We start from the raw sequence: 8,285 nt of genomic DNA on the forward strand, positions 1-8,285 counted from the left end.
GGCGGCGCCTCGGGCGAGCCTTCGACGATCGATTCGAGCGCGTCGGCGAGCACGTCCGGCACGATGCGCTCGAATTCGCGCGTGATCGCCAGCAGCACGTTGCGCAACTGCGGCGTCTTCAGGATGGCGAGCAGCAGCACCGCGCCGCGAATGCGCGTCGCGTCGTACTTCAGCGTCGCGTATACCCACGCACGTTCGACGGCGTCGTCGATATGCACGGACAGATCCGACACCGAGCCCGCGCCGCGCGGCAGCTTGTCGAGCGCGGCGACGAGCCCGCGGTCGATCGCGGCGTCGTCGATCGTGAAGTGGCGCAGCACGCGCTGCAGGTCGCCGTCGGGCCGTTGCAGCATCTGCTTGAACCAGTGCGCGAGCTCGACGTACGGATTGCCGCGCAACCGGCAGAAGCCGGTCGCCTGCTCGAGCGTCTCGTAGAGGAACGGATTCAGTTTTCCGAACAGGTTGACGCGGCCGATATCGGACATGACGGTTCCCGTTTAGGCGGTTTCGCGATGAAGGGGTGCGCCGGCGCGCCGCACGTCGTAGCGGACGACGAGGTCGCGCGCGGGGCCCGGTTCGAGCCGCTGCCCGAGCCACGCGGTGCGGCCGATGCCCTGCGGCGCGCCGAGCGCGATCGCCGGCACTGCGTTGGCCGCCAGTTCGAGCTGCACGTCCCAGTCGAACTCGATGCCGACGTATTCGCGCACCCATGACGCGAGCTGCCGGGCATGCGGGCCGCCCGGCAGGAAGCGGCGGTACGCGTCGAGCGACAGCGGGCCGAGCACGATCCGGAAGCGCGACTGCGCATCGCGCACCGCGATGCCGAGCGCGACGGCGCCCAGCCGCAAGGTCGGCCGCGTCGCGCGGATCGTGCAGCGCTGCGACCGTTCGATCGCGACCCATTGCGGCACGTGCTCGACGATGCGGGCCTCGACACCGAAATGCCGGCGCAGGATCTGCACGAGCCCTTCCGGGTTGCGCGTGTGCCGGACGAGATGGCCGGCATGGAAATAACGCGCATGCGGCGCGAGCGTGTCGGCGTCGGCATGCGCGGCGGGCTTGTCGTCGTGCGCCGCGCGCCCGATCAGGCTCGCGACATACCCGTCGAAGCGCGCGCGTTCCGGGCGATCGAGGCTCACCGTCGGCTGCGCGTCGGCCCACGCGCGGTAGAACAGCAGGATCAGCCGGTGATGAAACAGGTCGGCGAACGCGGCAAACGTCGGGTCGTCGTGCTGTGCGGCGCGTTCGTACGCGTATTCGGTCAGGTGCGTCGGCAGCGGCCCGTTCGGGCCGAACAGCCCGAATCCGTGAATGGCAATGCGCGGCGGCACGGTGCCGTCGTCGGTCACGCCGGCGAGCATCGACGCCGCGAACGCGAGCGACGGTTGCTGCCCGAGCCGCACCGGCTCGTCGCGCGGCCGCGTGCCATGGCCGAGCGGCGCGCGGCCGGGCGACAGCGCATCGAGCCAGCGCAGCGCCTGGAACAGGTCGTAACCGTGCGGCGCGGCACGCAGGCGCGCCCACCACGCGTCGCGGCGTGCGGCTTCGGTGGCCGTTCCGGCACGCGGAGACATGTCGCGCGTCATATCGCGGGCCGCCTGCCGACACGCGCCGGCCAGTGCGCGAGCGTGCCGCGCTGCGCGCTGGTCAGCACGCATTCGGCGAACGCGTTGATCGACACGTGGCGCGCGAAGAACTGTTCGAGCACCGCGCCGAGCAGGAACGGGCTGTCGCCGGAGAACGCATGGTCGTCGACGGTCACGTCGACCTGCACGCCACGCCCGAACATCAGGGGGCCGGACGCCTGCAGCCGGCGGAACACCGGCGAGAACGCCACGCGCAGCACGCCGTCGATCTGCCGGCGCATCGCGGCATCGGCCGGGTCGGCGTGCAGGCCGAGCAGTTCGCGCAGCGCATGCGCGCCCTCGACGTCGTCGAGATCGGTCAGCGTGTGACGTGCGAGCCCGAGATGGCGGATCAGCCGCCACGCGGTTTGCGCGTCGGCGATCGGCGGGCGCGGCCGCGACGGGCCGCGGATCGCGACGATGCTGTCGACCGGGGCCGACACGCGCAGCGTGAACGTGTTCGCATCGCCTGGCGGCTGCAGCAGCACGAGGTCGCGGTTGGTACACAGCGTGTCGGCCGCCAGGTAGCGCATCGTCTCGTCGTACGGCGCGCACTGGCTGTCGACGAGCGACACGTAGGTCTCGCTGCCGACGTAGCCGGTGCGCGTGCCGTTCGCGCGCGCCTGGGCGGAGACGAGCCGTGGTTCGCGCCGCACCGTGTAGTACGCGCCGTGGTTGCCGTCGTCGCTGGCGAACGACGCGTGAAACGGCCGGAATTCGCGCGACTGGCCGTCGTCGCGCTGCTCGCTCGCGAGGCGCTGCACCGCATAGACCTCGTAGTCGAGCGGCCGGCTGCGATCGACGACGACATGGTGTTCGCGCGCTCCCGGCTGCAACTGAATGCGATCGGCGCGGCGCGCGAACAGGTTCACGGCCGGCGTGCAGTTCAGCGCGAGGTGGCGCGCGCTGACGGCCGCCTCGAGCGCCGCGTCGTGGCGGTCGAACAGCACGGTCAGTTCGAACTCGTCGCCGGTCGCGCGAGCGAGCGCGGCACGCAGCCCGCCGATGCTGAAGAACAGGAAGCGCGCCGGAAACGCGAAATACTCGCGCAGGAGCCGGTAGCCGTGGAAGCTGCGGCCGTCGTCGGGCAGGATCGCCTGCGCGGGATCGAAACCCTCGTGGACGATCGCGTCGGCATCGAGCGTATGCAGCCAGCGCGGCGGCTGCGCCGGATCGTGGCACACGACGCCGAGCGCATGGGCGGCGATCAGTTCGAGCAGGTGCAGCGCGTCGCGCTCGGGGCCCGCGAGATGGAACGTCAGCCGGTCGAGCGGCAGTTGCGACAGCCTGGCGCCGCCGCGCGCCTTCAGCCGGATGCGCAGCGCACCGCGCACGTCCTGTCGTGCGGCGACGACGCCGCGCGGCAGCCACGACGGTGCGCCGGTGACGCTCGCATCGGTCAGTTCGAGCGGCCACAGCGTCAGGTCGTGCGCGGTACGGAATTCGCACGCGGTCTGCTCGGACGCGGCCGGCCGTGCACGCAGCGCCGTGCCGGCCGGCAGCCGCCAGCCTTGCGCGAGGCTGCCTTCGTTCAGCATCGGCGCGAACCGCACGATCGCCATCGACGGCAGCGGCGCGACATAACCGGGATACACGGCATCGAGCAGCGCCTGCGTGAAGCGCGGAAACTCGGCGTCCATCTTCAACTGCACGCGCGCGGTGAGGAAGCTGAAGCCTTCGAGCAGCCGCTCGACGTACGGGTCGGGTGGCCCCGATTCATTGAGCCGCAGCCGCGCGGCGACCTTCGGGAACTGCTGCGCGAATTCGCCGCCGAGCTCGCGCAGGTACGCGAGTTCACGGTTGTAGTAGTCGAGCAGGCGCGTATCCATCGCGTCAGGCTCCCGCCACGGATTGCAGCGACATCGCGCCCGTCTCGAGATCGAGGTCGGAGCGCAGCACGAATTCGAGCGGATGCGGGATCGACCACAGCGTGCCGCGAATCTCGAACAGCAGCACGTTGTGACGCCGTTCGCCGGCGCGGCCGCCCGGCGCATCGGTCACGCTGCGGACGTCGATGCTGTCGGGCGCGATGCGCGGCTCGAAGCGCACGATCGCGTCGCGGATCGACGCCTCGACCGACATCCGCTCGACGCCCGACATCGGCTTGCCGACGAGCGGCCGCATCCCGTAGTTGAGCACCGACGCCTGCGCGTGCGCGAACGCCGGCCAGTCGACGAAACCGTCCTCGGCGTTGCGCGTGTTGAGCAGCCACGCGAGATCGCGCAGCACGGCCGCACGCAGGCGTTCGGTGCCGATCCACTGCGCGCCGGGCGCTTCGCTCGCGCGCTGCGGCGTGTCGTCGGTGAGCCGGTCGAGCAGCGCGGGCTGAAGCCGGTCGCGCAGGTTGCCCTCCCGGCCGTCGCGGGTTCGCGGGTCGTCCATGGTCGTCTCCGCGCCGTCACATCTCGGTGTTTTCCTTGATGTTCCAGCCGACGGTCACCTCCGCGCCCTTGCCGCCGTTGTCGTTCTGCTGCCAGTACTGCTTCTTCACCTTCGCGGCCTGGAAGCCGTAGTGCATCATCAGCCGGTCGGCGACGTCGCCCGGATCGATCCCCGCGACCTGCGCGGACGTGACGAGCACCTCCTGCAGCGTCACGCGCATGAACTCGACCTGCGTGCCGCCGGTCTTGCACGCGGAGATCTCGACCGACGACAAATGCTTGCCGTTCGCGCAGTTCTTGATGATCGCGGGTGCCCCCTTGTCCATGTACGCGGCGACGACCAGATCGTTGAAGCTCGCCTTGCCCGCGTTGCCGCCGCTGCCGCTCGCCATGGCGCCCGGCTGGCTCGCGCCCCACGTGAACGACTGGATGTCGGTCCAGCCCTTGTGCTGCGCGTCCGCCGATTCGCCGGTCACGCCGTCCACCTTCATAAACATTGCCACGCCCATAACCGTCTCCGTTTCAGTGCGATGTCAGGATGAATGCCGCGTTGAAGTCCGATCGTTGCATGCGCCGCCGCTCATTCGTTGGCCGCCTTCGCGGTCGGCAGCCGCGAGATGAGCCGCAGCGACACGGTGAGCCCTTCCAGCTGGTAATGCGGCCGCAGGAAGAATTTCGACGTGTAGTAGCCGGGGTTGTCCTCGACCTCGTCGACGACCACCTGCGCGGCCGCGAGCGGCTTGCGCGCCTTGGTTTCCTGCGACGAATTGACGGGGTCGCCGTCGACGTAGTTCATGATCCAGTCGTTCAGCCAGCGCTCCATGTCGTCGCGTTCGCGGAACGAGCCGATCTTGTCGCGCACGATGCACTTCAGGTAATGCGCGAAGCGGCAGCACGCGAACAGGTACGGCAGGCGGCCGGACAGGCGCGCGTTCGCGGTTGCGTCGGGATCGTGGTACTCGGCCGGCTGGTACAGCGACTGCGCGCCGATGAACGCCGCGAAATCCGAGTTCTTCCGGTGCACGAACGGCATGAAGCCGTTCTTCGCGAGCTCGGCCTCGCGGCGGTCGCTGATCGCGATCTCGGTCGGGCATTTCTGGTCGACGCCGCCGTCGTCGGTCGGGAACGTGTGGCTCGGCAGCCCTTCGACCGCCCCGCCCGATTCGACGCCGCGGATCGACGAACACCAGCCGTACTGCTTGAACGAGCGGTTGATGTTCGCGGCCATCGCGTACGCCGAGTTCGCCCACGTATAGCGGTCGTGGTTCGCGGCGTCGGTGTCTTCCTCGAAGTCGAATTCGTCGACCGGGTTGGTGCGCGCGCCGTACGGCAGCCGCGCGAGAAAGCGCGGCATCGCGAGCCCGATGTAGCGTGAATCCTCCGATTGCCGCAGGCTGCGCCACGCCGCGTATTCGGTGTTCTGGAAGATCTTCGTCAGGTCGCGCGGGTTCGACAGCTCCTGCCACGAATCCATCTGCATCAGCTCGGGCGACGCGCCGGCGATGAACGGCGCGTGCGCGGCCGCCGCGATCTTCGACAGCTCGCCGAGCATCTCGACGTCGGGCGGGCTGTGGTTGAAATGAAAATCGCCGACCAGGCAGCCGAACGGCTCGCCGCCGAACTGACCGTATTCCTCCTCGTAGATCTTGCGGAACAGCGGGCTCTGGTCCCACGCGACGCCCTTGTAGCGTTTCAGCGTCCGCGCGACTTCGTTGCGCGACGCCGGCAGCGCCTTGATCTTCAGCAGCTCGTCGGTCTCGGTGTGCGTGACGAGGTAATGCAGCCCGCGCCACGCGCCTTCGAGCGTCTGGAACTCGTTGTGATGCAGGATCTGATTGATCTGCTCGGACAGCTTGCGGTCGATCTCCGCGATGATCTGCTTCACGCTGCCGTACGCGTCGGTCGTCATGCCGACCGTATGTTCGAGCGCCTGCTGCGCAAGCGTGCGCACCGCGCGCTCGACCGATTCGCGCGCCTCGGCCGTCTTCGGCTTGAACTCCTTCTGCAGCAGCGCCGCGAATTCGTCGTGCGCGACGGCGGGTCGCGCGGCATCGCGCGCGTCGACGCGGGACTGGACAGGATCATTCATCGCGGGCCTCCGGTTGGGTCGCGTCGCCGCTCTGCGCGCTCGCGTGCGGTTCGCGCACGAGCGTCTTCAGCAGGTCGGGGTCGTTGATCGCGCGTTCGATCAGTTGCTCGGCACCGTGCTTGCCGTCCATGTACGACAGCAGGTTCGACAGCTCGGTGCGCGCCTCCAGCAGCCGGCGCAGCGCGTCGACGTTGCGTGCGATCGCGGCCGGCGAGAAATCGTCGATCTGCTCGAACGTCATGTCGACGTTGAGCATCCCTTCGCCCGTCAGCGTGTTCGGCACCTGGAACGCGACGCGCGGCGCGACCGATTTCATCCGCTCGTCGAAGTTGTCGACGTCGATCTCGAGAAACTTGCGCTCCGGCAGGTCCGGCAGCGGCTCGGCGCGCTTGCCCGCCAGGTCCGAAATCACGCCCATCACGAACGGCAGCTGTACCTTGCGTTCGGCGCCGTAGGTCTCGACGTCGTACTCGATCTGCACGCGCGGCGCCCGATTGCGCGCGATGAACTTCTGTCCGCTGCCCGCCGCCTTGGTTCTGTCCGTCATCGTCCACTCCTTCACATCGATCAGGTTGCGCAGTCCGTCGTTGCCGCCCGCATGGCGGTTCCTTTCGTTCCTTTCGTTCGGTCCATTCGTTTCATTCGCTTCGCTCGCCGCTCAGCAGGTCCAGCTTCGCGAGACTCTCCGGCGCGAGATCGCGGATGATTTCGTAGAAGTCGAGCGCGAGCAGCCGCTGCGCGCGGCGCAGCAGCAGCGGCGCCGGGTGGCTCGGTTCGTGCTGTTCGAAATAGCGGCACATCTTGTCGAGACCGATGCGCACGTCGTCGCGGCTCGTGATGTCGGCTTCGCGCCACGCGTGGCCGTCCGGCATCGGCTTCGACGCAGCGGGTGCCGAGACCGCCTGCGACGCGTCGCCGGGAACGGCCTGCTGCGTGTCGGGCGACACCGGTTGCGGCTCGGGTAGCGGCACCTCGCGTACGATGCGCCGCAGCGCCCTCTCCGCATCGCCTTCGTCGGGTGCCCATTCGCGGCCCAGCTTGTCGGTCACGCACGCGCGGATCGCATCCAGCGCGTGCAGTGCCGCGCGCGCCGCGTCGAGCGGCGTCGTGCCATCGCCCGACGCGGCCGACAGCGCGGCCAGCAGGCTTTCGCGGCTGCCGGCTACGGGGCTGCCGGTATCGTCGCGGCCGTCGAGCAGCCGTTCGGCGTCGCGCACGCTCGGCCCGCCTTCGAACAGCGGCTGGCGGCGCGCCGCGCGCGCGCAGTCGTGTGCGCCGGCCACGTCGGCGAGCGCGTTCATCCGCGGTGTCGGGTCCGGTTCGCCGTCCGCGTCGAGCCGCGGATGCAGGGCGTCCCAGCGGCGCTCGAGCAGGTTCGCGACGAGCGCGAGCGCGTCCGCATAACCGGGGATGCCGTGCTGCTCGGTCCAGCTTCGCGCGAGACAGGCGATCACGCGCAGGTCCTTCGTGCGCGCGGACAGCGCCAGCGCGAGCCGCTCGACCGCGCGCCAGTCGGGCGCCTCGGCCGGGATCACGGTGTCGCCGTATTGCTGCTCGGCGCGCGGTGTCGCACGCTCCTGCAACTGCAGGAACTCGGCGTCGTATTCGAGGTTCGCGCCGCACGGCGCATCGGGCGCGACATCGGCGAGCAACGGGCCGATCAGGCCCGCGCGCGGTGTCGCCGGGATGCCGGGCGGCACCGCGGAAAATGCGGCGGCGGCCAGCGCCGCCTGGCTGACGTCATTCGAATGCATAGTCGATGTTGACCGGTTTGCTGCCGAAATCGATCGCCACGGTGCGGTGCAACGGCGGCAGCGAGCCGTTGCGGATTTCGATCACGTAGACGCCCGGCGTCAGCGATACCGAACGCAGCGGCGGGCTCGCGCCGCGCCGCGCGCCGTTCACGTAGACGTCGCCCCATGGCCGCACGTTGAAACGCACCTGCACGGTTTCCTGCGCCTTCGGCGCACGCGGCTGTTGCTCGGCAGGCAGCGCGTTCACGGCGGCGACGGCCGTCTGGCTGTCCGGCGGTTTCGGTGCCGGGGATGGCGTCGTCACCGGCGGAACGGCGGCTTCCGACGGCGGCACGTTGACGACGCGCTCCGACGCGTCGAGGCTGCCGGCGGGCGCGATGGCGGGACTGGCGCCGGCCGGCGGCGGGGCCGCGTTCGTCACGGTGGTCGCAACCTG

General features: G+C 69.7%; 8 protein-coding genes and 1 pseudogene. All 9 read right to left on the bottom strand.

The features are described 5' to 3' along the window. Nucleotides 1–485: Clp protease N-terminal domain-containing protein (locus DPV74_RS36465; RefSeq protein ID WP_276141381.1), on the bottom strand; the 485-nt coding region annotated here is incomplete at its 3' end. Between the two features lie 12 nt (nt 486–497). Further along, entirely contained in the window at nt 498–1,574 is a 1,077-nt protein-coding gene (gene tssG, locus DPV74_RS36470; protein ID WP_374709014.1) for a type VI secretion system baseplate subunit TssG, read from the bottom strand. A gap of 8 nt (nt 1,575–1,582) precedes the next feature. Next, a complete protein-coding gene (gene tssF, locus DPV74_RS36475) occupies nt 1,583–3,454 on the bottom strand; it encodes a type VI secretion system baseplate subunit TssF (protein WP_119338952.1) in 1,872 nt (623 codons plus the stop codon). Nucleotides 3,455–3,458: 4 nt separating this feature from the next. Further along, entirely contained in the window at nt 3,459–4,007 is a 549-nt protein-coding gene (tssE, locus tag DPV74_RS36480) for a type VI secretion system baseplate subunit TssE (protein ID WP_021157089.1), read from the bottom strand. Between the two features lie 16 nt (nt 4,008–4,023). Then, nucleotides 4,024–4,515 (bottom strand): type VI secretion system tube protein Hcp, encoded by a 492-nt coding sequence (locus DPV74_RS36485; RefSeq protein ID WP_027791618.1) that lies wholly within the window; start codon nt 4,513–4,515, stop codon nt 4,024–4,026. A 71-nt stretch (nt 4,516–4,586) separates the two neighbouring features. Continuing rightward, nucleotides 4,587–6,095, bottom strand: coding sequence for a type VI secretion system contractile sheath large subunit (tssC, locus tag DPV74_RS36490; protein WP_060085286.1), 1,509 nt, complete (start codon nt 6,093–6,095; stop codon nt 4,587–4,589). Beyond that, the gene (tssB, locus tag DPV74_RS36495; RefSeq protein WP_027791616.1) at nt 6,088–6,642 is read right to left on the bottom strand and encodes a type VI secretion system contractile sheath small subunit; all 555 of its coding nucleotides are present in this window, start codon (nt 6,640–6,642) and stop codon (nt 6,088–6,090) included. Before tssB ends, tssC begins: the two co-directional genes overlap by 8 nt. A gap of 91 nt (nt 6,643–6,733) precedes the next feature. Then, on the bottom strand, nt 6,734–7,849 hold the full coding sequence (gene tssA, locus DPV74_RS36500) for a type VI secretion system protein TssA (RefSeq protein WP_119338953.1): 1,116 nt from the start codon (nt 7,847–7,849) through the stop codon (nt 6,734–6,736). Beyond that, nucleotides 7,836–8,285 (bottom strand): annotated as a pseudogene (locus DPV74_RS36505) (serine/threonine protein kinase); the annotation flags it as partial. The pseudogene DPV74_RS36505 and the gene tssA, both read right to left, overlap by 14 nt.

The organism is Burkholderia sp. HAN2018, from assembly GCF_024704855.1.
Lineage (GTDB): Bacteria > Pseudomonadota > Gammaproteobacteria > Burkholderiales > Burkholderiaceae > Burkholderia > Burkholderia cepacia.

Coding starts and splice junctions, on each gene's coding strand:
- tssF (WP_119338952.1), bottom strand. CDS start 3,454: ATGGATACGCGCCTGCTCGACTACTACAACCGTGAACTCGCGTACCTG.
- tssB (WP_027791616.1), bottom strand. CDS start 6,642: ATGACGGACAGAACCAAGGCGGCGGGCAGCGGACAGAAGTTCATCGCG.
- tssE (WP_021157089.1), bottom strand. CDS start 4,007: ATGGACGACCCGCGAACCCGCGACGGCCGGGAGGGCAACCTGCGCGAC.
- tssA (WP_119338953.1), bottom strand. CDS start 7,849: ATGCATTCGAATGACGTCAGCCAGGCGGCGCTGGCCGCCGCCGCATTT.
- tssG (WP_374709014.1), bottom strand. CDS start 1,574: ATGTCTCCGCGTGCCGGAACGGCCACCGAAGCCGCACGCCGCGACGCG.
- tssC (WP_060085286.1), bottom strand. CDS start 6,095: ATGAATGATCCTGTCCAGTCCCGCGTCGACGCGCGCGATGCCGCGCGA.
- DPV74_RS36485 (WP_027791618.1), bottom strand. CDS start 4,515: ATGGGCGTGGCAATGTTTATGAAGGTGGACGGCGTGACCGGCGAATCG.